This window comes from Pseudoalteromonas sp. HM-SA03, from assembly GCF_002289345.1.
Classification (GTDB): Bacteria; Pseudomonadota; Gammaproteobacteria; order Enterobacterales; family Alteromonadaceae; genus Pseudoalteromonas.
Window position 1 is genome coordinate 69241 of sequence record NZ_NSDG01000044.1, and the last position, 24589, is coordinate 93829.

Genomic DNA, 24589 nt, shown 5'->3' on the forward strand with positions numbered 1-24589 from the left:
AAATTGTATTAAATTGACTCTAGCGCAATTTTAACCATTTCATTGAAGGTGCTTTGACGCTCTTCTGGTGGTGTTGCTTCACCAGTAATAACATGGTCACTTACTGTGAACAGTGCCATCGCTTTTGCACCATATTCAGCCGCTACACCGTATAAACCAGCTGTTTCCATATCAACAGCCATTACGCCTAGCTTATCTAATTCATTATAAAATTCGCCATCGGCTTGATAGAAAGTATCAGTAGTGAAAACATTACCAACTTTTGCTTCAATGCCTAAACGGCGAGCAGCGTTTACGCCATTTTCTAATAGACCAAAATCAGCAATCGCAGCGAAGTCATAACCACGCACTCGAGCGCGATTTACATTTGAGTCTGTGCTTGCGCCTTGCGCAAAGATCACGTCGCGGATCTTGATGTCTTGACTAATACCACCACATGTACCAATGCGGATCAGGTTCTTGACGCCAAAGCTAACAATGAGCTCACGAGCATAAATAGACATAGATGGAATACCCATGCCTGAACCCATGATGCTAACTGGCTTACCATTGTAAGTACCAGTGAAACCAAACATGTTGCGAACGTCAGTTACCTGACGAACATCTTCCAAAAAGTTTTCTGCAATGTATTTTGCTCTTAGTGGATCGCCCGGCATTAATACCGTTTCTGCAAAATCACCTAGCTTTGCGCTAATGTGTGGAGTGCTCATATTGTTTCCTTTAGTTAGGCTTTTATCTCGGCCTTAAAGCCTTCACCGTACTGCGTTGCATCTAGATCAAACCACTGGGCAAGCGTTTGACCTATGTCAGCAAAACTTTGTCTTTCTCCTAACGGAGTATTGTTCATACCCGGTGTATATGCCAATACAGGCACGTACTCTCGCGTATGATCTGTGCCTTCTGCGGTTGGGTCACAACCATGGTCGGCAGTCACTAAAAGCAAGTCATCAGCTTTTAGTTTGGCAATAATTTCTGGTAAAAATGCGTCAAACTCAGCAAGTGCTTCTGCATATCCCACTGCATTTCTGCGGTGACCAAACTTTTCGTCGAAGTCGACTAAGTTGGTGAAGATAAGACTATGGTCTGGCGCTGTGTCCATCACTTCGCTTGTCTTTGCTAGCAGATTCAAAAGACCAGGCGCTTTGTGCTTTTGTGTGATCCCTTGATGCGCATAAATATCTGCAATTTTACCAATACTAATTACTTCGCCACCGTCATTGGCTAGCTTATCTAGCACAGTCGGCGAAGGCGGTAATACCGAATAGTCTCGGCGGTTACCAGTACGAATAAAGTCGGCACTTGAAGTGCCTATAAATGGCCGCGCAATCACTCGCCCTATATTCATTTCATCAAGCAGTGCCCGTGCGATTTCACATACTTGATAAAGCTTGTCAAGTCCGAACGATTGTTCATGAGCGGCTATTTGAAAGACGCTATCAACTGAGGTGTAGCAAATCGGCTTACCGCTTTGTACGTGTTCTTCACCCAGCTGTTCTAAAATCGTTGTGCCCGACGCGTAACAGTTACCCAAAATACCTGGGATGTCTGCACGTTTGCACAACTCATCTATAAATTCTTGTGGGAAGCATGGGTTAGTATTTGGGAAGTAACCCCACTCAAACAATACTGGCACCCCTGCCATTTCCCAGTGGCCAGACGGCGTGTCTTTACCACTCGATAATTCTTTTGCATATCCCCAAGCAGCACTTGGTTCTATGGTTTGCGCCACGGCGCAGGTTTCTTTACCTGCAGCTTCACATGCTGCAATAAGGCCTAGTTTAGAAAGATTAGGTAAGTCTAACGCTTGTCCTTTTTCTTCTTTATACGCCTGTAATAAATGAGCGAGAGTATTAGCGCCTACGTCTCCAAACTTTTCTGCGTCCGGTGCTGCGCCAATGCCTAGGCTATCCGCCATTAAAATGATTGCTCTTGCCATAGATACCTCTCTATACTGCTCAGGCTGTTATTTATTCTTAAATACATGGTTACCTTAAGCGTTGGTTACTTTATGTTTGGTTAAAAAAATCGTACAGGACATAAGTCCGCTGTCATAAAATAGTCACAAAATTCACGAAAAGCTGCGATCTTGCTAATTTGGCTCTGTCGCCCTTAAGCGGACATAAGTCCTGTTTTGAGTCCGCCAAACCCGTTAAATTTGCTCATTAAGCGAGGCAAAAGAGATTAATCGTGTCTTTTTTGCTATTGTGATCTTCCAACATAAACAACTGCTGGGTGTGAACTTTAGTGACACGAACTATTATAGCCATAGCTGGCGCATCTGCGTCTGGTAAGTCTCTTTTTAGTCAAACGATCTACAACGAATTAGTGAATGAGCTTGCCTCAGGCACTATCGCGGTAATCGAAGAGGACGCCTATTATAAAGATCAATCGCATTTACCTATAGAGCATCGTACTCAAACGAATTATGATCATCCTGATGCGTTTGAACACGAGTTGTTACGCGAGCATTTAACTAAGCTTCGCCTAGGTGAATCCGTAGAGGTTCCTACCTACGATTACGGACAGCATACACGTAGTGATAAAACCCGAATAGTAAACCCTGCTAAGATACTAATCGTCGAGGGTATATTACTACTGAGCGATCCTGCATTAAGTGAAGAGTTTGATATCAAGGTGTTCATTGATACACCTTTGGATATTTGTTTGCTGCGTCGCATGCAAAGAGATATAGAGCACAGAGGAAGAAGTCTGTCATCTGTGGTAGAACAATATCAGGCGACGGTAAGACCGATGTTTTATCAGTTTATCGAGCCATCCAAGCATAATGCCGACTTGGTTGTGACCCGTGGCGGTATGAATCGCGTTGCGATTGATATTATTAAAAGTAAAATAAAATATTTGCTACAAGAATAACGGGAAATTGGCATGACAACAATTATGAGCTTAGTGGGCATGATGATGCTCCTAGGCGTAGCATTTGCGTGTTCGACAAATCGCAGTGCTATTAATAAGCGTACCGTAGGCGTTGCATTTTTACTGCAAGTCCTTATTGGTGGCTTTGTACTCTTTATTGAAGCGGGTAAAAATGTATTAGCTTCAATGTCTAGCGCAGTTGCCAAAGTGATTAGCTATGCTAATGACGGTATCGGTTTCTTGTTCGGGCCATTAGCCAAACAAGACTCGCTAGGATTTATCTTTGCGATTCAGGTGTTACCAGTGATCGTGTTCTTCTCAGCGCTCGTAGCTGTGTTGTATCACCTTGGTATTATGAACTGGATCATTAAAATTTTGGGTGGTGGCTTACAAAAGCTGCTGCAAACGTCACGACCAGAGTCGCTTTCAGCTACGGCAAATATTTTTGTCGGTCAAACGGAAGCCCCTTTGATCGTAAAACCGTTTATTCCAAAAATGACGCAATCAGAGTTGTTTGCAGTTATGGTAGGCGGTTTGGCGACGGTGGCAGGCTCTGTTATGGCGGGCTATGTGGCGATTGGTGTTGAGCTTAAATACCTCATTGCCGCGAGCTTTATGGCAGCTCCTGGTGGTTTCTTAATGGCAAAAATGATTGTGCCAGAAACCGAGAAGCCANTCAGATGTAGATAGTGGTGATGATAAACCAGTAAACGTAATTGATGCGGCAGCATCTGGTGCATCAAGCGGTATGCACTTAGCACTGAACGTAGGTGCGATGTTACTTGCGTTTGTGGCACTAATTGCGCTACTAAACGGTTTACTAGGCAGTATTGGTGGAATTTTTGATTACCCAACACTGACGCTACAAGAAATTTTAGGCTACGTCTTTGCCCCTGTTGCTTGGCTACTTGGGGTACCTTGGTCGGAAGCCGTGACGGCAGGTAGTTTTATCGGCCAAAAATTGGTAGTTAACGAGTTTNTAGATTATATGAATTATCGCGATACGTTGAGCACGCACACTCAAGCAATTGTCACATTTGCTTTATGTGGATTTGCTAACTTATCGTCGATTGCCATCTTACTAGGCGGACTTGGTGGTATGGCCCCAAGTCGTAGAAAGGATATCGCTCGCCTAGGGCTCAGAGCAGTGTTAGCAGGGTCTATGGCTAACCTCATGAGTGCAGCAATTGCAGGTTTCTTCCTCTCGCTAGCTTAGAAACTTATTGAGATAAGCCGCAGTTGCAAAACAATTGGTTGGTTGCTTTAAGGGGTTAAAGTGACCACACTAACTTGAACGATACTTCACCAAAGGGCCTTTTAGGCCCTTTTATCGTTTCTGAGAAACGCTTTTTTGACAGCACCATGTTAAGAGGCCGTCACGTCTCATCTACGACTCCTTCATCACTTTTGGTGGGAATATCTTTTCTTGTAACCCAGTTACTAAACTGACTCCAAGCAAAACTAAAATACTGCCAAGGATTGTGTTAGCACCTATTTGCTCTTGTAAAAAGAGATGCCCCCATAAAATCCCAAACACAGGAATTAAAAAGGTAACAGATAAAGCAGACGCCGCGCCGAGATCTTCGACTAACTTAAAATAGAGAATATAGGCAACGCCCGTACATAATATGCCAAGTCCAACTACCGCACTTATCACTGTAGAGTCAGGCGTTTCTCTCATTGGCATAAACCAAATAAAAGGCAATACCAATAGCGCAGAGCCCCATAAGTTCCCATGGGCATGATTGAATGCACTCATTTTTGGTGCCGTTTTAGTGTAATGAGAGGCCACCGCATAGCTCAGAGTCGCACACAGGGTTGCAATAATAGGTAACCATGCCCCCTCGTCCAATACAGTGCTATCCAACCCGACTAGTGTGATAACACCTGCAATCCCAAATCCACATCCTAGCCACACCGACTTTTGAGTCGGCACTTTTAACCAAAACACACTGATTAACACCCCCCAAAATGGTGCGGTTGAATTTAAAATTGAGAGCATAGAAGCATCAAGCGTTTGCACGGCATAAGCGAATAACATAAAAGGTAACGCTGAGTTAAACAGTCCGAGGATTAAAAAGTGCTTTTTGTACTGCCAAAAATGTAAATTACGCTTTAGTACTAAAGCAACCGCGGCGAGCGTTAACGCACCAAATAAGACTCGAAATTCAATGAGTACAGCAGGACCAAGAACACCGGCAGCCACCTTCATAAATAAAAATGAGCCACCCCAAATTGCGGCAAGTAACACTAAACCAAGAAACCCTTTCACTCCATACTCCAAGGTTAATATTAATGGAGCTTTACCTTACGCCGATATATAAATACAGCACAAGCCATTTTTGGTACTGTCATTAGGATGTGTTTAACTTTCTTTAAGAAAGAAGAAAAGCAAAGGCTAAAACTTAAGGTACAGAATGAGACTCGCTTTTTACGCAATGATAGTCGTTTTGCTTATCCTCACCGGATGCAGCAAAAGACAAACTCTAGAGCCAACAGAGCAAATACAATTGACTCAGTTGCCAGTTAGCCTCGCTCAACTTTCAAGTGACGCGGCGCTAACCTTACTACTTATTGACGATCATTTACTACAAGTATGGGATAACCAAAGCCAACAGCTGATTAAACAAATTGAAGGAAGTAAATACCAACTTACTTATCGTGACGCTTTAATAGCGCCGAGCAAGCGAAGTATTCTGAGTATTTCGGACAGCCAACTCAACATCTGGCAATTGCACTCAAACGACGTTGTCAGTTATCAATTACCTAAGTTTGACTCATTTATTCGCGTTACCAAGGCCCTGTGGTCCAGTGACGAGCAGTTTATCGCCCTTGGCTACAATGATGGTAGCGTACTGCTTTTGAGTTTAGATGAGCAGAGCATCACCAGAATAAACCTTCATGGAAGCAGCATTACACATTTGATTTTTAACCGGAGTTTGACCTCGCTCTACTCGGCCTCTTTAGACGGTCACGCTAAAAGGCTTGAGTTACACAGTAAAGAAGTCATTGTAGATTATGAGCTGCCGCATCGTATTACCAGTTTGGCATTATCACAAAATGAACACCGGTTGTTCGTGTCAGACGCCCTGCAAGACCAAAAGTTCATTGATACGCGCACAGGTGAACAAGTGTTATCTCTATCCTACCCTCAGCGCTTCAAGTTTTTTCGGAGTGCACAGTTCGTCGCTAACGACAAATTTCTGCTAACCACCTCTTCCAAGGAATATATTTCGCTATGGGAATTAGTGTCGGGAAAAGAAATTGTCAGCTGGCCAATTGCACAACTGAATTTGGGCAGCACCGTTTATGATATGCACATCTCCGATAGTAATGTGCTTACGACGATAAGTTCAGATGGGGTGCTGGAAAAGTGGGCCTTAACACCTATTTTGTTTGATTATTAGAGACAAAAAAAGGTAGCATTCATCGATATTAAAAAATAATAAATACATCTATGGATCACGCAAATTTTGACAATCAATCGCACTGTTTAAATTGTCACACTCAACTTGTTGGCGAGTACTGCTCAGGTTGCGGACAGAAAAAAGCGTCGAGACTGACCTTTAAACACTTACGCATTTTGCTTCAAAGCGCACTGCTTGAACTCGAATCCCCTTTTTTTAAATTACTTTTTGGATTATTACTTCGACCTTTTAAGACCATTCTTGGATATTTGAATGGACAGAGAAGCCGTTTTGGTAATCCGTTCAAGTTTAGTTTTATTCTACTCACCGTTATCGTGCTTGCCTCGCATCTAATTGAAATCAGCTTCATATCCAGCAGTCAACTTTTGGAATCGAAAGATCAACTCAAATGGCAATCTGAAATCGCACTATATGAAGCAACACACATTTATCGCGTCTTTATTCTGGCATTCTTACTCGGATTAGCCTCTAAGCTAGTGTATCGTTCTGCGCCCTACACAATGCTGGAGTATGCTATAGGACACCTACTTATTCTAACCCTGAGCATACTGATATTCTCGATTCCTCTAATGCTGGGTATCTTCAGCGAGCAGCTTTACGCAATTTTTTCGCTCTTATTTTCTGGTTTTTACAGCATAATACTTAACTATAAAATGGCGGAACATGAGTTGGTAAAGTGGAGAAATTGGGGTAAGGCAGTCCTAGCCTATGCAATAGGCTCGTCACTATTTTCAGTTATTCTCGGATTTTTATTTGGGGTATACAGTGGTTTTACCAGCTAAGTACTTCATGCGAGTTATCTGGCTAGACAAGGCTGGGCTTGTCTAGCCAAGAAATTAAGGCTTTAGCTGTGCTTTTGCCGCTTCAACCTTTTCAAAATCAAGGCCTAATTCATTAACAGCTTCTTTGATCAATGCAGGGTTTTGCATTACCAAAGCCATCAATTGTTGAAGTTTTTCGGGTGGAATACCGAGTTGCTGAATAGTCGCCATCGCCATCATTGGATTTTCAGTCAGCTGGGTAAATACCGTTTGGATCTGTTCATCCGAAATATTGTGCTCTTTAAGTAATGCAATGATTGGGTTCATCTTGTTTCCTAACTATTTTTTACTAATCGTGCGGCGTAAAAACCGTCAAATTCTGAATTTACTCCTGGAAGTAAACGTAGTGAATCTTCTAACTGCCAATTGGGGTTATTTGCTAAAAAGCGTTCAACCTGCTGCTCATTTTCAGAAGGGAGAATAGAGCAAGTTGCATACACCAGTTTGCCGCCCACCTTACACATTTGACTGTAGCGCGCCAGAATATCGCTTTGCAAAGCAATAAGTGTGTCTAAATTTTGCGAATTCAAGTGCCACTTCGCATCGGGATTACGCTTTAATACACCAAGACCTGAGCACGGTACATCCAGTAGCACACGATCAAACTTCTCTTTTTGGCGCTTAATGGTTTTATTGTTTTGAATAACGCGCGTTTCAGCAACATGCACACCTGCACGTTTAGCTCGTTGTTTTAGCGTTTCAAGCTTATGTTCATGGATGTCCATAGACAACAAGCGACCTTTATTCTCCATTAGGGCCGCTATATGTAAGCTCTTGCCACCAGCGCCTGCACAGGCATCAACCACTTTATGACCAGGCTGTATTTCCAAAAAAGGTACAATTTGCTGAGAACCTGCATCTTGCATTTCAAACCAACCAGACTGAAATGCTTGAGAGCGAAATAGATGGCTATTGGACTCAACTTTTAGCGCGACATGAGAATCAAGTGCAACCTGTGAAACCTTGATCCCTTCTTTTGCTAGAGACTCTGTCACTGTCGCAATATCGCTTTTTAAGCTATTGACTCGCAAATATTGTTGAGCACTTTGATTTAGCGCGGATGCAACCGCAGGCCACTGCTCACCCAGTTGCTCATGCGCAACCTCGTTTAACCAATCTGGTAAAGATAAGCGAACAGCTTGAGGCACCTGCTCGATTAAACTTTGTAGCTTTTCCAGATTATAGCGCTCAGTGTCCACCCACTCAGGTAGCGGCTGCGCTGTAACAACTTGGCAAGTTAGCCAATAGCCAAAGCCATCTAGCGGCATTTCTTCATGCTCAAGTAGGTAAGCCAGTAACCGTTTAAAGCGGAAGATATGGTAATAGTTACTCACCACATACTGCCTTTCATCAAGGCTCCACTGAGGGTTGTTCTGTAGTAATTGAGTTAATGCTTTATCGGCATGAAGAGAAGTATCTAGCACATGTTCAATGCACTCAGACAGAGTTTGGACTAACGAGCGAGTTACAGACACGATATGGTCTCGATTATTGCTAAAACACTATTTTAGCGCGCATACTAAGGGGCTTCAATTGGAGTTTATGATATTAGCTGAAATTAAGGTAATGAATCGAAGCACACAACAATAGGCGACTTCGATTCATTCATGCATTATTACAGCGAGTCGATTATCGGCTTAAATATCCAATACGGTTGAGCTCATCAGCTCGGTGACGCAATGGGTCCTGAATACGGCACATCCCCTGCCCTTGTTCAATAAACTTAGCGAGCGTCTCGTTTCCTTGATAGCCACCAGAATCATTACAAGAGTCAGGTAGTAGTCTTGTTTTTAACACCTGAGGGTCAAAGGTGCTCACACCCGTTTCAGTAGCAAGCTTTACCTGCTCATTTATCGCATATGATGTTGCAATTGGTGTTGTCCAAGAGGAGCCATACAAGGCTTGCTCTACACCATAACGCATACCAAGTACATCAGGTTCCATTTTAGGCGTACTATTTTTTGCCGTGCTGTCGTATGGGTCATAACCAACATTAATATACAAATCTATGCTTTCATTACCGACAAAACTGTCTGGCTGTTCTACATAAACCTGTTGCCACTCAGACTTTCCAAATGGCTGGATAGTCGTGTTTTTTGCTGAAGTCGAATACTGATATACCCGAACACGGTTGCTAAACGGCATGAGATCCAACTCATCCTTGCTTGTCACTGCATCCGTATTGCCAGCATGAAATGCAAGCGCTCTAGGTGAGTTAAATAAAGCCTCATACACAGGCTTCAAAGCATATAAAAATTCAGCAGCTTTTTCATTACTCAGCTCTCCCGTACACTGATTCTGCTCCCATGCAATATATACATCTTGCTGGGTGAAGCCGCCCGAATAGTTAATAAACTCAACTTCGTTCGCTTCAATAATATCCGCCGTTAACGAGCTTGCTGCACTTGTCATGTAGCTGGAAAACTCGCCGATATCTCGCGCACATAGAGCGTTTTTATGCTGAATAAAAGGTGAGAAAGACTCGGTATCGATAGCAACAAACTCTGTCTCAGGGTTATGCTGAGCAAGATAACCAAACACCTTCGTGCCATGACTATTAAAATTGCGCTTTGTAACTCTGTCTGCTTTATCATCAGGCACTACCGCCCTATATTTTATAGCGAGATCAGATAACCACGCCGCGGGTAAAAATGCAGGCTGCGGAGAGTCAAATTTTTCATCCGTAAAGGTAAACTGATTGACTTCTGTTAATAACTTAACCCCCAGCTTAGAAAGGTTTACCTCTGGGTTATCCGCGATAAAAGTTTTGGATTGAGGGTCATATTTAAACGCAGCCTTGACTCGAGAGCGGTATCTCAGCGCCGTATGAAAGTCCATTCCATAATCTAAAACTAGTAATGTTTGTGATGATTTTGTCCGAGATTGGTCAAATACTCCATCATTAAACTTTACATTAACGATATCGCACATTTCATGGGTCGCGGTCGTATCTGTACAGTTTATATCTTGCGAGATTATTACTTCAATAGCATCAGAGACGTACTGTTTACCCTGCTGCTCAATTACGTCCATAAACACACTGGGATCGGGTTCAACTATAACTGGATCTGGCGGCGGTTTAATTGGATCCGGTATAGGATCATTTGAATCACTCCCTCCACCGCAACCAGAAACAAATAACAAAGACGAGATGGCAAATAAAGTACCTGTTATTTTAACCATAAAACCTATCCTTAGAATGATGCTCGATGCATTATATTTTGCCTACCAAGCAAAATATTCAAACGCAATAAATTAACAAAAAATTTCTCGAAGAGAATATCATGGATTTTCAAACAGGTACTATAAAGTAACAAATTAGTACAAAATCCTAATTAGCTACTCAGGACGGGAGCGAACTGTAAATTGACGAGTATTGGGCTTTTATGATCTGATTGAGCATCGCAATTTTTTAGGTCGTTACAATGAGCATCATTGCACATTTAGGCTGGATTGAAGACCCTAGAACTGATGTTAATATTAAAGAACCTGATGTAATGGTCTTGTCGACATATTAACTTTGATTGCCATATTTAGTGGCGCTGACGGATGGAAATCAATTCAAAAGTTTGGTGAGCTGCAACAGGATTGGCTAAGGCATCATTGTTCCTTTGAAAATGACATTCCAAAACGTCATTGTGTTGCTAATATAATCAGAGCATTAGATGCAGATACTTTACTCGAGGCACTGTTAAAATGGATTAATTCTCGTCGAGAAGCACCTCAAAAGCCACACATAGCAATTGATAGATGCTTCGAGGATGCTGGAAAGACAATGTGTACAATGCGCTAAATGTGGTTAGTGCATTTGATTTTGATAATGGGCTAGCCTTATTTCAACAAGTTGCGCAACATCAAGGTAAAAAGACCGTTTAGCTGCGAAACGAAGAAGAACAGATTGGAAAGGTGATTTTAGGACGGAGTTACTCTTTGGTTAATCTGTGAGCAAAAGGGAATCCCATCCTAGCACCTTAGCCACAACAAAGTCACATATAAAAAACAACAAAATGTACATCAATAAAAACTCAATTAAGCGAAACAAAGAACAAATTTGGGAATTTTTTTCAAAAACTTGAAAAACACAACATACAGTTTTTTAAATATTAAAAACTATAAAAAAACCAAAAACCATCAAAAAACAATTAATAAAAACAAAAAATTAAATAAATAACAATAAAATTTCAGTAGTAATAAGACGGGGTGTTTTTAAAAAATAAATAGAACTAAAAGTAATACAAGGTGAGTTTTAGGAAAAAATAAATCTATTAAGAATAGAGGCGGGAAACCCGCCAACACTATCTAGTTAACAGCCAACCAAGGGCCAGAGCCATCGGCAGCAGGTATATTGCCTTTAGTCCACCACTTGGCTTCGTAGATCACGCCATTGTAGCTCGCTCTATCACCTTTTAAGTAAACCTTGTCGGGATCCCAAGCCGCTACCCCATCCACTGGCGGTTCAGTCGGGTTGGTTGGTAAGTCATCAACGACACGAACTTCAGGCCAGCTTGCGTGTGATTGATAAAAGTTTGTCACGCATTTCTCGTAGTCTCCCGGCACAAGCGCTGAATAAGCCGTTTGATACCCCACGAGTTTACACTCAAATGAATATCCTCCGGGGCGATCTGCATAATAAGCCCAATCACCTTCCCAGTTGGTGTAGAGGACATCAGTTGCGCCGTCAAGATTTAAGCTTCCGTATGGTGTTTGCTGCCAACAGGTATTTTCTTCATCGGCTTCAATGGTGATGTTGTAATAATGGGAGAGTCCTTCCCAATAACGAATACGGTTAACGGGCTGGCCTTTGTCTTTATTTTGCGCGCCGCACTCAATCCCCCCATTGATAATATTAATCGTGGTACCAAAGCCATAACCAATCCCCGCCTCACTTTCACGCAGTGATGGCGTCCAAGTTCTATCAATAACGTGTAACATTGCAGGTTTTGGCGCTTGCGGCGTTAAGAAAAACCAAATCGCAGACGCTAAATTTAGCCAAGAGTCAGCCACTAAGCCCGGATTGTTTAATAACACCGTTGCATCACCGTTAAACATGACTTCACTGAACGCGCCGTAGTTGAAGTGATATGAAAGCTGCTTAGCGCCTCGGCCAAAATATCCTTGTCCCGCCCCACATGGCCAGCGGCGGTTTTGCCAGTCATTTTGTCCACACCCTGTGGTATAACCAACTTGCCCTTCTGACCAACCCATTTCACGCACATGAACCAAAGCTTGTTGCCACTCTTCTAACCCGAGAGGGTTATCAGAAGTGTTGTCTTTTGCAATATGCCCCCCTGTTTCTTGGGCAAAATGCGCAAATGCAGTGACAATGGAGCGTTTACAGATTGCGTCGGCGTCTCGCCCATCTATATAGTCGCCACAAAATGCGGGAAACTTACCAATAGCACGCAAAAAGCGAGTGTAGGTGTATTCAGGTGCCGCCATTTGCGTAAGAAATTGCCACTGGGTTTGACCAAATACCCGCTCAGCTCTTTTTACATTATCTGGGTTATTGGCAAGCCCCGGCGCAATAGCCTCTACAACGGCATTATCTCTTGTTTCCAGTGCTTTAGACCAAATCGCATACATAGGGTTGTTGGTCTTCGCGTTCTGGGCATTATTCAATTCTATTCGGGAAACAATATAACCATTGGGGTTTTGTGGATCGGGTTGCGGACTCATGGCCATTACCTGACTTGCAGTTATGGCAAGCGAAACTGCGGTCGCTAATTTTAGACTGTTCATACTTTTCCTTTACATGTTGTTGTTAATAGTGGAACCCCACCAATTCAACAATTATTAACAAAATGACATCGCTGTCAAATTTTGTTCACTCTTTATTCTTACAACATATGTAATAACGTTTACTCAAATCGATGAACCTTAGCGTTTTTGGTACATAATCTAAAGTGGTATGCTAGGGCCTCACCGTAAATAACAGCAACAGAGCAACCTATGAAAATAACTCCTCTACAACTAGAACATTTCGAGCGTGTTATCGCACTTGGTAATCTCGTTCATGGTGATAATTATCTTGATAACGCGGGCATTGAACAAATGCACCAAAAGGGCTGTAAAGAAGGAATTAATGCTTCCTTTGTTGCCCTAAACGATGAAGGGGAATTACTCGGTTTTAGAACATCATATAGTGCCGGACAATGGCCAATCGATAAGTGGTGCTCGCCAACGCTGTGGCCAGTTGGCAAAGCTGATATGGCTTACTTTAAGTGCATTGCTATCGCACCTTCAGCTCAGGGACAAGGCATTGGCCCGCAATTATTAAAATACTCAGTGGAAGCGCTGAGCCAACAAGGTGCAAAGGCCGGCGTTTCACACCTTTGGAAACAAAGCCCTGGTAACGGCGCAGTTAAATACTTCACTAAAGCCGGTGGCAAACTGATCAAAGTCCATAATGATAAGTGGTTAGACGACTGTATCTACCACGGCTATGTTTGCACTATTTGCGGTACTGAATGCCACTGCCAAGCAGCAGAAATGGTATTGGAGTTTTAAGATGTCAGGGTTTGATCCACTCATTCAGCCACACTGCCAAGGCCAAGCTTTTGCCAACAGCTACTGGGCTGCAACCTGCCCCTTAGGCGCCCCCACCCCTTCGCTAGATAAACCATTACAAGTAGATATCGCGGTGATCGGTGGTGGTTTTACAGGCTTACTTACTGCCTACCATTTAGCAACTACTCATCATCAAAGCGTTGCGCTATTTGAAGCAAATCAAGTTGGCTTTGGCGCGAGCGCGAGAAATGCGGGATTTGTGCTCCCAAGTACGGGACGGCTTGGTTATGCGCAACTGGCCAAAAAGTATGGTTTAGATGTCAGTAAAGCCATATATCAAGAGTACAACAACGCCGTTGCTTTAGTGCGAGAGCATATCGACACCAATCACATTGATTGCAATGTACAGGCATCCGGGTACTTGAAAGTTGCACACAATCAACAAGCATTTTCGCTGCTAAAAGCCCAGTCCGAATTTCTCACAACGACCATAGGTAGCAAGATCCATCAGTTACTGTCTCAGCAACAGCTGACCGAAACCTATATGCACAACCAGCAAGGGTTTGGCGCATTGCGATTTAACAACGCGTTTGGTGTTCACCCATTGAAACTGTTACTAGGTTACAAGGCTTTAGCACAGCAAGCTGGTGTGCAACTTTATGAAAATAGTTTGGTAACTCATTACCAGAACCAAAATGGCAACCACCAGCTAGAAGTGAATGGCCACAGAGTCTCGGCGAACAAAGTCGTGATCGCAGCAAATGCCTACGCTCAACGACATTTTTCGCCATTAACTCAAGGGCGCTATCTACCTATTTTAAGCAGTATTATCGTGACCGAACCTCTCAGCGATGAGCAACTCGCTGCCAATGGCTTAATCACAGAGCAAGTCGTCATGGATACCAGACGGCTTAAATACTACTATCGTCGCCTTCCTGACAATCGCATTTTGTTTGGTGGACGAGGTGCGGTGTTTGGCCACGATCAGGATAACGCAAAATACCAACACAACTTGCGTTCAGCGCTTAACGATTGCTTTCCTAACCTCAATGCTAAAGTTCATTACTTCTGGAGTGGCTATATTGCCGCTGCGCTTGATGATCTTCCTCATATCTACAGCGAAAACAATACTGGATATGTACTTGGATATTGCGGCTCAGGTGTGGCGTTTAGTGCTCAGGCAAGTATTCGCCTTGCTGAAAAATTAATGGGTCATAAAGTGCCTGATTTACCAATTTATACTAAGCCACTGCCTAAGTTTCCGATGCCACAATTAAGAAGAGTAGGCCAACTCGCGTATTACCAATATGCACAAATAATGGACAAGGTTACGTAATGCTCAACGCCACCATTCGTCCGGCAGTTCCCTCTGATGCAGTGGCACTTGCCGCGATATCTATTCAAGTTTGGCTTGATACCTATGCGCAAAAAGGGATCCGCCATGAACATGCTCAATTCGCGCTAGAAACTTTTTCATCGGCTTACTTTTTAGAGCGTATTGAAAAGCCCGAATTTAGTATTTTCGTTTCAGAGCAAAACGGTCACCTTTTAGGTTTCATTTTGACCAATCACAACTCAGGTTATAATAACGAAAATTATGGTTACGAAATTGAAAAACTATATGTATTAAGACATTTTCAGGGACAAGGTGTAGGTTCTCGACTACTGAACTATGCATCTATAAAACTCGGCTCTTGTTTTTGGCTCTATACTTGGGTCGAGAATCAAGCAAACCTATTTTATGAGAAGCATGGATTAACCAATGTTGGAAAATTCACGTTTACATTCTGTGAATGGGAAATTGAAAATAACGTTTTTCGTTCATCTGATACTCAAAAACGCTTATCAGATATCACGCAAAGGTAACATAAAAGGTGAGTAGATACAGTCGCCAGTTAGCGACTGGTATCACACTAGTTTAAAAGCTACATCTTAGGTTCACACCAAAGTTATCGTATTGGTCTACATTTTTGTAGCTGGCATTAGCCGAAATGCTATCGGTAAACTGGTAACTAAACTTGGCTAAGTATACAATGCATTAACTTGCTCAAGCTCAATTCAGTGTCATCAACCAAGCAGACGTAGGCGCTTTGGAAGTAGATGTCATGCCGTTAATAACATGGCGAGGACATTGTCGTCAGAAGCTATACCTCAAATTCAGACTGAGAGTATTGTAGATCTCAGCATTTCTATAGCTCACGTTTGCGGAAATATTATTGGTAAAACGATATCCAACCTCAGCCAGATACACTAAATTATTTTCACTTTCATCATCCTGGATCCGCTCAAAGCCGACACCTACCCTGAAATTAAGGTCTACATGTGTATAGTCATAAGCAGCTTCTAAATGATAATGATCACTTGACTCATTTTTCCCTTGGTCAAGAAATAATATAAGCTCTTTATTGGTGTAACCATCATAGTACGTCGTATTGACTAAGCCTGAATAAGCTATTTCTAATCTATGCCTAGAATAACCGCCATAAATATCGATAAGACTATGATCATTCAAATCAAACTGTTTACCGACCAATAGGGTATAAATTCTAGAGTCAACATCGAAGTCTAATGTGGTTAATACGTCTTCTTCTGCACCATAAACTAATCCGGTAACCGCTACGTCATCAGCCATAAGAGCGGAAGCGCCTTCAAGGTAAAGCCCGCCAAACTCTATATTTGCCGTAATGACAAAGCCTTTAGGCTCAATCTCACTGACACTATCGAACGCTACCCGACCAAATCCAAGCTCCATAAAATTTGTTGAACTGGCGATGCTAGGTAGTGAAGCTAACATGGCGGTAAGACCTATTGCAATAATTGAAACTGAATTCACAATCGTATCCTTGTTGATAGTTCCATGGTTAGAACCCAATATAGATACAAACTATTCATATAGCAAATGCTTTACAATATAAGCAACCTAAAAATACCTTACCACTTCCCCCTTTCTATACTCAAAAGCATTAATCGAGCAATCTCAATTAGCCAGCAAAAAATAAGCTCCCCTTAGTCATACTGCGCTTTAATTTTTATGATTTCTGGTAAGTTTTCATCGAGCAATTCAACTAATTTTGGGTCAAAGTGCTTACCACTTTCAGAGTGAATGAAAGCCAATGCCTTTTCGATAGGCCAAGCCTCTTTGTATGGACGCTTTGAAGTAAGTGCATCAAACACGTCCGCAAGCGCACAGATCCGTCCTTCAAGTGAGATTTCTTCTCCTTTTAATCCTTTTGGATAACCGCTTCCATCAAATTTCTCGTGGTGCTCCATCGCCATTAAATATGCAAGCTTGACGAGTTTTGAATCAGAGTCCGCAAGTATGTTTGCACCCAGCTCAGCATGTTGTTTCATCACCTCATATTCTTCGGCATCTAAACGTCCAGGTTTCAGCAAAATGCTGTCGGCAATACCGACCTTGCCAATATCGTGCATCGGGGCGGCGAGCATCAAATCTTCTGCATACGCTTCCGGTAAACCACAAGCTTTAGCTAGCACAAAGCAGTAGCGGCTCATTCTCGCAATATGCTGGCCTGTTTCATTGTCTTTGTATTCCGCCGCCTGACCGAGCCGCTGCATCAGTTCAACGTATGCACTTTTAAGCTCAGTGGCACTGACTAAAGACAAGTGCGTCTTCACTCGCGCTCTAGTTATCGCAGGGCTAATTGGCTTTGTGATGTAATCAACACCACCTAACTCGAAGCCTCGAGCTTCGTCAAACTCTTCACTCAAGGCGGTAACAAAAATCACCGGGATCCTCGCTGTGGTAGGATCTTCTTTTAATTTAGAGCAGACTTCAAAACCTGTCATTTCAGGCATCATAACATCGAGTAAAATTAAGTTAGGTAGTTCCTTATCTACTAGCTCCAACGCCAGCTTTCCTGACTTAGCAAACTTCATACGATATTGATTACCCAGCGTTTGCTTTAGAATTTGCAAATTTGTCGCTTCATCGTCAACAGCTAGGATCAGAGGCTTATGGTCATTTATCATTACACATCAGTACTCATTAATTGTGCGAGAATTTCCTCCGCACGTTCAAATTCAAAATCATCCAATGCATGTTTCAACGCCTCTACCTGGCTTCGGTAAGTAAGGGGCGCACTCTCTAACAATGCGTCAAGCACATCATCCTCGACCTGCGCCTCATCTATCATCTCTTTTACTTGTGGCAAGTTCTGCTTAAACAAAAAAACGTCGCCCTCACTCAACGCGTTGGTTACAACTTCTTCATCACTCAGTCCAACCACGTCGTCTAATTTTTCAATAATGAGCGCCATTTTGGCCCTCAGCCGCTCGTCAATTTCCTTTTTACGCTCTATTTGCTCTAGCAGACCAAATAGCGTCTCCAACGCCAAGTTTCCGGCAACGCCTTTAATGGTATGAATATTCTGTAGTAAATCATTCGTAAACTGACCTTCATGGGCAAAGAGCGCTACCACTTCCTCTCTTTTCCCATCCCAAAAACGCGCCAATTCTTTTAAAAACCGAGCCTCACTGCCCCACAAATTTATTGCTCTAGCTCTATTTATAAGCTGTTTGTTGCTGGTTTGCCTTACTCCAATCGCCGTATGAGCAATATTGATATTGAGCGTTTCAGCAATGGTCCGAGTTAAATCTTCTATCACCACCGGTTTTGAGGCAAACGCAGCCATGCCAGCAGCTTTTGCAGCCGCTCTATCCTCACCTAACACACTCGCGGTAAGCGCGATTACTGGTGTCTCTTGTTGCCTATTTTCTCGTTCATATGCTTTGATAGCGCGCGTCGCCTCAAGTCCATCACAACCCGGCATATGAATATCCATTAGAATAAGATCGTATTGTTGCGCTTTTACTTTTTCGATGGCCTCAAGCCCATCTCCTGCGACCTCTATACTATGACCTTGCTTTTCAAGTAATAAGCTCAACAATTCAGTATTTTGTTGAATATCATCAGCAACCAAAATATTTAACGGCGGAAGTTCGACGTGAACATCTTGCGCTATTGTAAATGCCGCGATTTTTTTAAGAGGCACTGTAAAGTGGAAGGTAGACCCTTTTCCAAGCTCACTGTGAGCCCATATTTTTCCACCCATTAACTCGACTAGCTGGCGACTAATGGTCGTCCCAAGACCTGTGCCACCAAAGCGGCGACTCATACTCTCATCAGCCTGTTCAAAGGGATTGAAAATTGAATCTAGTCTATCGTTAGCAATCCCTATACCTGTGTCCGCAATTTTAAACAGTACATAATTGTCATGAGAAGACTCAACGCTAAGCTCTACGCTACCCTGCGCAGTAAACTTAATGGCATTACCCAATAAATTAACCAATACCTGCCGTAAACGGTCGGAAGCACCATGATAAGTTTGATACAAACTGTGACTCATCGTAAGCTCTAGTTTTAAGCCCTTTTTCTTTGCTTGATACCAAAACGTCGATACCACGTTGTCGAGTAACTCTGAAATACAGAAATCATTTTCAATCAGATCGAGCTTACCTTGATCCAGCTTAGCGGAGTCTAATATATCGTTAAGTAAGTGCAACAGCGCCTTTGCACTGGTAAGTATCGTATTTACATGCTTACTTTGGTCTGGCTTCAACTCAGACTCTTTAAGTACCTCACTAAACCCTAAAATGGCATTCATCGGCGTACGAATTTCATGACTCATGTTCGCCAAAAATGCTTGCTTGGAAGCCGCTGCGCTCTCAGCAATACCTTTCGCGGCACGTAGTTCGTCTTCCATGTTCTTGCGCTCGCTAATATCAAGTAATACGCCTGCAATGCCCTCAACTTTACCCACTTGATCGTATTCAAACGAGCCTTTATCAAGCACCCACTTGGTATGGCCAGACTTGTGCAATATTCGATACTCCTGAGAGTAACTGGCTTTGCCGCATTGCAGTGCTTGTTCAACCACATCGTGCGTTAATCTTTTGTCGTCTTCAATAATCAAGCTGGCAAAATGAACTTGCCCAGAAATAAACTCTTCTGCTCGATAGCCTGTAAGCTGCTCGACAATGGGACTTACGAACGACATTGTCCATTCGCTATCAATCCGGCAACGAAATGCCACGCCAGGCATATTATTTAATAGTGTCCGATAACGGGTTTCCTGCTCAATCAGCGCTTTTTCCATTTGCTTTTGGGCTGTTAGATCAGTGATAAAACCAACGTAAAACGCACGTTGATCTTTTAACTCAACCTCTCCTATTCCCAGCCGAATAGGCACCAGATGCCCTTGCTTGTGTAGCGCCTTGATTTCACGGCCAACCCCTTTAAATTGTTCAAGGTAAGCGCTGTCGAATGATACTTTCGTTTGCGTTTCTTTAGGTAAAAACACAGCAGCATTACAACCAAGCGTTTCTCGCTCAGACCATCCTAAAATTCGTTCAACTAACGGGTTACAGCTCTTAATGATACCGTCGCCATTGATAGTGATGATCCCATCAACGGCTGTTTCTAGAATCGCCGCAAGTCTAGATTCATTAGCGGCTTTGTCTGCTGCCACCGAGCGGTACTTGCTCGCGGTATGAATAAGCGCAGATAAAGCACTAATGATCATACTGACAGCAGCAATAAACAATGCGAGTGACTGTGTGTGCTGATCTTGCATTTCTTGGCTGATTATTGGTGAGTCAGATACAAATTTTGCCGCCTGCATGCCCGTGTAATGCATTCCAGACACCGACGCTCCGAGCGCCAAAGCACCTAAACACCTCACGACACTGATATTGTTGTCGCTGACATAATCGCGCAGCTTACTTCTCGTTTGAATTGCGATGAAGGCGAGTGACACCGCAACAATAATTGATAAACCAAAAAGTGTAGGGTCATAACCTAACATAGGACCAAGCTGCATGGCTTCCATACCGCTATAGTGCATAGTGCCAATACCTGCCCCCAAAATAACAGCGGCGAGCCCCTTTACTGCAAGTGTGACATTTGGTCGAGTTATCAAATCAAACGAAACCCAACAGCCTAAGAAAGCAGGGAAAATAGACGCCGCAGTAAGCCAAGGATCGTAATCCACCTCAATACAGAGTGAGAACGCTAACATGCCAATGAAGTGCATACTCCAAATACCACCAGCCATGGCCACAGCACCGCCAAATTTTGCGAGCTGATTTATACGGCTATTTTGATTTTGCTCGGCAAAGTCGATCTGGATAAGGGTGAAAAAAGAGGCGATAACAGCAACAAGCACAGATAACGCCACAAGCGTAGCATCATAAGTTCCGTTGAGTAGCAACTCTGGTGCGGGATCGGTTACAAAAAACGTATTTAACATAGCAACACAGATAGTAAGATATTCCTAGAGTCTAGCTTTCTAGGACTGAGTTTGACAGAAAAAAGCGCTGTCAAAACAAGATTTCAGGATAAATTCATGTTTATTATGGACTAGTACTATCTCACTAGACAATTTAAAGACAATATAGGTACAAGTTAATCGGTATAGCTAATGCGGGCTATTCGTATCCGACTAGCTCAGCGTACCCTTCACCGGTATAGCCGCCGGACACTTTTACTCTTCCTTCCCAATACGGGATAGTCAGCTGATTTCTGGCATCAGGATTTGTACTTTCGATCTGAATAACAGGACTGTGCTTTACCCGTAGTTGCCATTTAAATGGATAACTTACTCCATCTAATGAAACCAGCTCCAAAACACGTAAGTGAATATCCTTATGCGCTATTTCCGTCGCTCTACCCTCAGCTGTAATTTCAGTGCCTCGGCAATCTTTGTAGACTTGTTGGCTATCACGAATGCAAAATACCATTAGTGCGCCATTCGACCTATCTTGACTCCGAATGCTAAACCAGTCCCAGCCGCGTTGTGCTTTACTGATAAACGAGGAAGACCATTCTCTATCGAGCCACGCGTCTCCGCTGACTTGATGTGTTTCACCTTGAAAAGTGAGCTCGCCCGTAACCGTTAAGAAAGGGTAGCTATAATATATAGAGGCATGACCATCAGATGTTTTTTCACTGTAGCCATTGTTCCCATGAAGCACTATCGGACTTTTTCTCAGTGTTAAATTAACACGGTTTTTTCCTTCCTCAGCATGGAGCGTTAACGGAAAAAATGTGTCCGTCTCGCTGCGCAAATACCAGTTATCTAATTGCGTGATAAATGGGTTAGCTTGAATTTTTACTTGCCCTGCTCTACCGTAACGTTCGAAGGCTTGGTGCCTTGCATTGTCTTGAATTGCAAAATGGGCAAAATATAGTTCATCATCCCACCATGGACTGGCATATTGAACGCTGACAACTGAGGTTCTAAATAGCGTCCATTGAACACCAAACTCTTGCCCTGAGTCACTTTTTAAGTTTGCAGTAACATACCACCATTCAATGCCTTGGTCCGGATGACTGCCGTGATCAAGTGGAAAACTTAATCGGTATGAAGGAGAAACGGGGTCGCCCAACTCAAGATTGAAAAAATCACTTTTTGAATCAGGCGCTTCTGATAGCTCCGGTGTGCAGCCGACTCCCACGAATAACAGTAATAAAACGATAAAATAATTAGTCTTCATACAACAGATCCGCAGTATCGTAACGACTCAGTTTGAGTAGAGGTAGCACACTAACCAGCAAAGCTAAAGCAAAAATGAGGGTAATAAAGACTGCGATCTCAAGATTAGGTAAAAGAAAAGGGATCGTCCAACCAAAGCCAATTGGCATCACAAATTTAAGCAATATCCACCCGATCATTCCCCCGAGTATTGTCGCCAGCACTAAACTCACAAGCAGAATAACGGCGCTCTGCCCTAATTTAATGGCAAACGCTTGCCAAGTTGTAACGCCTAATGTTTTTAAGATGGCCAAAGGTTGAATTTGCTTAGTGCCGAGTGTCAGTAATGATACCCACAACCCAAATAGCGCGATAGCAACTATCATTAAATTTAATGCGTGCGTTGCGTAAAACGTATGTTCAAACAAACGCGTAGCGTATTGTTTAAAGCGCTGATTTTGAACCACTTGAGAGTTGTTTAAATGGAATTGCTGCATGACCTTTTGCTTAAATAAAGCGGTATCAATATCTGGCTTTAGAACAATTGAAAAACCATATGCTTCAAAGTTAAGCCCAACGTTTTCAATTGCGTCACTAACGGTGACAAACACCGCACGCTGCTCGCCATAATCGTAATAAAAACCCGTTATCTCACAGTTAATATGCTTTTTTCCTTGCTGCAAACGAATACGCTGCCCCAGCTTAACGCCATACAATAATTTACTTGGCTCATTAGCAAGACACCCACTCACATCCTTATTCGCATCATAGTAAAGCATTTCGTTGTTAGGTGCGGCTCCCGAAAGTAGCGTAAGATTGTAGTGATGGTTGCCAGAACGGCCGAAGCTAATCAAACTCGCTGATTGAGTATCTCGTTGACGGGAGCTCAGGCCATAACTTATCTCTGCACGCCAGAATACACCGACCTTGTCGATATCCTGTTGGCTTAAGAGCCATTGATGTTGCACATCAGAGACTTCACTGGGCCGCACATATAGATCTGCGCTAAGACGAGTGTCTAAATGGATCTGCAATGCTGAACTAAAACTACTCACCATAATTTGTAACCCTACGGAAGTGCCAACCGCAAGCAATACGGCATAAACACTGATTGCAAGTACTCTGATCTGCTCGCCACTGTCTGCTTTCATCCATTTAACTAATGGATGCTGACTTGGAATGCCTTTAAACGCGGCTCGCAGTACCACTGGTGTTATCATAAAAAAGAGTAACAGAAGGCAAACGCACAACCCGAGCGCATGAAATGGCGCTTCGCTACCAAGATAAAAATACCCAGCGGCCACTGCCAGTAGACTTCCACTCGCTATTCTACTCAGCCAAGATTTATAGAAAGTAAGAGGCTTTACTTGGCAATATGCCACACTGGCGAGTACCAAAAGGTTTAACACAAATGCGTGCAGCACGACTAACCAACTGAAATGAACCGGTAAACGCCTATCTAATGCAAATAGACTCTCTAACGCCATGGAAATCTCGCTCACCAATAAGTTTGCCCCCAAGAAAGCCACACCGGCACCCACCAGTGCGGCAATCAAGCTTAAGACGAGCACCTCAATGACTACCGCTGCGACTACATTTGCTTGAATACATCCGAGTAGTGTGAGTTGCTGATGTAGTTTTTTTCTTGCGTGCAAACAAAGCTTTATAGCGTTAAAACTTAAAAAAGCGCCAACCACGTAGCCCAGAAATGCGAGTGCTTGCAGGTTGAAGAAAAACGCCTTTGACAACGAGTCGAATGACTGTGCTTGTGCACTTTGCAACTGAGCTTTGTCACCAATAATCTGCCTAACCTTTGTCTCATCCAATACTGCATTTGAGATCTCTATATAACTTATTCGACCTGCTGAATTCAGTAAATAGTCAACTAATGCAATATCGGCTAATGCAACATCACCAGTCAGTTCCGATAAAACAGCGAAATGCACATCCGTATCAAGAAGCTTGATCACCTCATGCCTATTGAGCGATAACCGTTTAGCCATCGTGGCAGATACGTAAATTGTATTAAATCCAAATTGTAATGGTGCAGTTTGGTTGCCTAACTTGTCTCCCTGAGATTGCGCTTTAGGCACAGACAACCATTGCAAAGTATTAACCCCTTTGATGCGAAGCCTATTCCCGCTCGGCAGGGTCAGCACGCCTTCCAAAACAGGCTCGGCAGATACGACTCCTGCGTTTCGAAGCGCCGTCCATACATCGGCAGTCAACATCTCGCGGCCTGCGCTTGGCCGAACAAAGTGACTAATTGGATTGTTAATAAGCGCACTGGTTTGCTGATAGCGATCGGTTGCTTCTTGATTTAGTCCTCGAATTGAGCCAAGTAAAGCGCTCCCCAAGGATAAGCCAAAAACGAATAGCAAAAACAACCAAAGATGCCTTTTGTAGAACTGGACAAAAACAGTGAGTACCAACCGAATTTCTGATAACGCGCTCAGCCGCTCCATCG

19 protein-coding genes and 1 pseudogene are annotated in these 24589 nt (G+C 43.0%); 8 read left to right on the forward strand and 12 right to left on the reverse strand.

From position 1 onward, the window contains the following. Nucleotides 1-8 precede the first annotated feature (8 nt). Both deoD and CKO50_RS08515 read right to left on the reverse strand, forming a co-directional pair. Nucleotides 9-710, reverse strand: a complete 702-nt coding sequence (gene deoD, locus CKO50_RS08510; RefSeq protein WP_095727804.1) for a purine-nucleoside phosphorylase — start codon at nucleotides 708-710, stop codon at nucleotides 9-11. A 14-nt stretch (nucleotides 711-724) separates the two neighbouring features. After that, nucleotides 725-1936, reverse strand: a complete 1212-nt coding sequence (locus tag CKO50_RS08515) for a phosphopentomutase (RefSeq protein WP_010603722.1) — start codon at nucleotides 1934-1936, stop codon at nucleotides 725-727. A 308-nt stretch (nucleotides 1937-2244) separates the two neighbouring features. Between CKO50_RS08515 and udk the strand changes: the two genes are divergently transcribed. After that, nucleotides 2245-2874, forward strand: a complete 630-nt coding sequence (udk, locus tag CKO50_RS08520; RefSeq protein ID WP_010603723.1) for a uridine kinase — start codon at nucleotides 2245-2247, stop codon at nucleotides 2872-2874. Between the two features lie 12 nt (nucleotides 2875-2886). Further along, a pseudogene (locus tag CKO50_RS08525) lies at nucleotides 2887-4090 on the forward strand (NupC/NupG family nucleoside CNT transporter). Nucleotides 4091-4261: 171 nt separating this feature from the next. Here CKO50_RS08525 and CKO50_RS08530 read toward each other — a convergent pair. Continuing rightward, entirely contained in the window at nucleotides 4262-5146 is an 885-nt protein-coding gene (locus tag CKO50_RS08530; protein ID WP_095727805.1) for a DMT family transporter, read from the reverse strand. A 145-nt stretch (nucleotides 5147-5291) separates the two neighbouring features. On the opposite strand from CKO50_RS08530, the gene CKO50_RS08535 reads away from it, so the two are divergent. Next, nucleotides 5292-6281: a WD40 repeat domain-containing protein gene (locus CKO50_RS08535; protein WP_095727806.1), complete on the forward strand. Its 990-nt coding sequence runs from the start codon at nucleotides 5292-5294 to the stop codon at nucleotides 6279-6281. Nucleotides 6282-6331: 50 nt separating this feature from the next. Beyond that, a complete protein-coding gene (locus tag CKO50_RS08540) occupies nucleotides 6332-7084 on the forward strand; it encodes a DUF3667 domain-containing protein (RefSeq protein ID WP_255229497.1) in 753 nt (250 codons plus the stop codon). 54 nt (nucleotides 7085-7138) lie between these two features. Here the strand turns inward: CKO50_RS08540 and CKO50_RS08545 are convergent, their stop codons facing one another. The 3 genes from CKO50_RS08545 to CKO50_RS08555 all read right to left on the reverse strand — a co-directional run bounded on the left by CKO50_RS08545 (nucleotide 7139) and on the right by CKO50_RS08555 (nucleotide 10306). Further along, entirely contained in the window at nucleotides 7139-7390 is a 252-nt protein-coding gene (locus CKO50_RS08545; protein ID WP_095727807.1) for a DUF2999 family protein, read from the reverse strand. An 8-nt stretch (nucleotides 7391-7398) separates the two neighbouring features. Then, nucleotides 7399-8598, reverse strand: a complete 1200-nt coding sequence (locus tag CKO50_RS08550; RefSeq protein ID WP_255229498.1) for an RsmB/NOP family class I SAM-dependent RNA methyltransferase — start codon at nucleotides 8596-8598, stop codon at nucleotides 7399-7401. 154 nt (nucleotides 8599-8752) lie between these two features. Beyond that, a complete protein-coding gene (locus CKO50_RS08555) occupies nucleotides 8753-10306 on the reverse strand; it encodes a hypothetical protein (RefSeq protein ID WP_095727808.1) in 1554 nt (517 codons plus the stop codon). A gap of 337 nt (nucleotides 10307-10643) precedes the next feature. Here CKO50_RS08555 and CKO50_RS25085 point away from each other — a divergent pair, with 337 nt between their 5' ends. Beyond that, on the forward strand, nucleotides 10644-10916 hold the full coding sequence (locus tag CKO50_RS25085) for an ISAs1 family transposase (RefSeq protein ID WP_176474632.1): 273 nt from the start codon (nucleotides 10644-10646) through the stop codon (nucleotides 10914-10916). Nucleotides 10917-11422: 506 nt separating this feature from the next. On the opposite strand, the gene CKO50_RS08565 is transcribed toward CKO50_RS25085, so the two are convergent. Further along, nucleotides 11423-12862 (reverse strand): chitinase, encoded by a 1440-nt coding sequence (locus tag CKO50_RS08565; RefSeq protein ID WP_095727810.1) that lies wholly within the window; start codon nucleotides 12860-12862, stop codon nucleotides 11423-11425. A 210-nt stretch (nucleotides 12863-13072) separates the two neighbouring features. Here CKO50_RS08565 and CKO50_RS08570 point away from each other — a divergent pair, with 210 nt between their 5' ends. Genes CKO50_RS08570 through CKO50_RS08580 form a run of 3 tightly spaced genes read left to right on the forward strand, consistent with a single transcriptional unit; the run spans nucleotide 13073 to nucleotide 15496 of the window. Next, nucleotides 13073-13630: a GNAT family N-acetyltransferase gene (locus CKO50_RS08570; protein WP_095727811.1), complete on the forward strand. Its 558-nt coding sequence runs from the start codon at nucleotides 13073-13075 to the stop codon at nucleotides 13628-13630. A 1-nt stretch (nucleotide 13631) separates the two neighbouring features. Next, the gene (locus tag CKO50_RS08575; protein ID WP_095727812.1) at nucleotides 13632-14966 is read left to right on the forward strand and encodes an FAD-binding oxidoreductase; all 1335 of its coding nucleotides are present in this window, start codon (nucleotides 13632-13634) and stop codon (nucleotides 14964-14966) included. Then, nucleotides 14966-15496, forward strand: coding sequence for a GNAT family N-acetyltransferase (locus CKO50_RS08580; RefSeq protein ID WP_095727813.1), 531 nt, complete (start codon nucleotides 14966-14968; stop codon nucleotides 15494-15496). The genes CKO50_RS08575 and CKO50_RS08580 overlap by 1 nt, the downstream gene beginning before the upstream one ends. Before the next feature lie 271 nt (nucleotides 15497-15767). Here CKO50_RS08580 and CKO50_RS08585 read toward each other — a convergent pair whose 3' ends face one another. The 5 genes from CKO50_RS08585 to CKO50_RS08605 all read right to left on the reverse strand — a co-directional run bounded on the left by CKO50_RS08585 (nucleotide 15768) and on the right by CKO50_RS08605 (nucleotide 24587). After that, entirely contained in the window at nucleotides 15768-16463 is a 696-nt protein-coding gene (locus CKO50_RS08585) for a hypothetical protein (protein WP_255229499.1), read from the reverse strand. Between the two features lie 173 nt (nucleotides 16464-16636). Beyond that, nucleotides 16637-17620, reverse strand: coding sequence for an HD domain-containing phosphohydrolase (locus tag CKO50_RS08590; RefSeq protein WP_095727814.1), 984 nt, complete (start codon nucleotides 17618-17620; stop codon nucleotides 16637-16639). Further along, nucleotides 17620-20898: an MHYT domain-containing protein gene (locus CKO50_RS08595; protein ID WP_095727815.1), complete on the reverse strand. Its 3279-nt coding sequence runs from the start codon at nucleotides 20896-20898 to the stop codon at nucleotides 17620-17622. Before CKO50_RS08595 ends, CKO50_RS08590 begins: the two co-directional genes overlap by 1 nt. Nucleotides 20899-21076: 178 nt before the next feature. Further along, the gene (locus CKO50_RS08600) at nucleotides 21077-22144 is read right to left on the reverse strand and encodes a lipocalin-like domain-containing protein (RefSeq protein ID WP_095727816.1); all 1068 of its coding nucleotides are present in this window, start codon (nucleotides 22142-22144) and stop codon (nucleotides 21077-21079) included. Further along, on the reverse strand, nucleotides 22134-24587 hold the full coding sequence (locus CKO50_RS08605) for an ABC transporter permease (protein WP_255229501.1): 2454 nt from the start codon (nucleotides 24585-24587) through the stop codon (nucleotides 22134-22136). The genes CKO50_RS08600 and CKO50_RS08605 overlap by 11 nt, the downstream gene beginning before the upstream one ends. Nucleotides 24588-24589 lie beyond the last annotated feature (2 nt).